The following is a 606-nucleotide window of genomic DNA, read 5'->3' as shown; positions in this document are numbered from 1 at the left end:
ATTTAGGCATACAAAAATAGATAGAAGCAAACACAGAAAAACAGGTTTAAAAATAGGTTGGCAATTAATAATTCTTTTAAAGAAATCATTATACTTACCGCAGAGAAGATTAACATCAGTATGACCGACATTTTCAGCCATAACTCGGAGCACATCGCAATATTGTGTTGATTGCCAATTAATAGCTTTACTGCTAGCCGGATAAAAGGTATTTATATGAACAGATGACAACCTTGAAGCATATATTTTTTCTAATATTTCACTACAAATTGAAAAGCCTGACATTTCACTATCTCTGATCAACCATTCATGGTCTAATTTTACCGAAAACCATTGCCCAAGACTAAATGGTAGAGCCAATACATCAGGCACAATAGTTTTTGCAGTGATATCAGCATCCTTTAACCATCCTATCCAGCGATTCATTAATTGATGTTCGACAGCTGCTACATAACAGAAATCATCATCACATTTTAAATTAATAGTATGAAATTTATCTATATCATCCACAATTGATTTCTCAAGTAAAAAAGAAATAACTTTCATATTTTTACTTGTTGCCACTCCTTTGATATCAATTCGTCTAAATATTATATAACTTGCTGG

The 606-nt window shown here is 31.8% G+C and carries 1 protein-coding gene; it reads right to left on the bottom strand.

Annotated features, from left to right (window positions below):
* The coding region (gene gspL, locus V2A85_RS24315; RefSeq protein ID WP_420072636.1) for a type II secretion system protein GspL at positions 1-606 on the bottom strand (606 nt) is incomplete at both ends.

Source organism: Yersinia sp. 1252 StPb PI (genome assembly GCF_048593885.1).
In the GTDB taxonomy this organism is placed as follows: Bacteria; Pseudomonadota; Gammaproteobacteria; order Enterobacterales; family Enterobacteriaceae; genus Yersinia; species Yersinia enterocolitica_E.
This window is presented reverse-complemented; position numbering and strand designations above follow the sequence as displayed.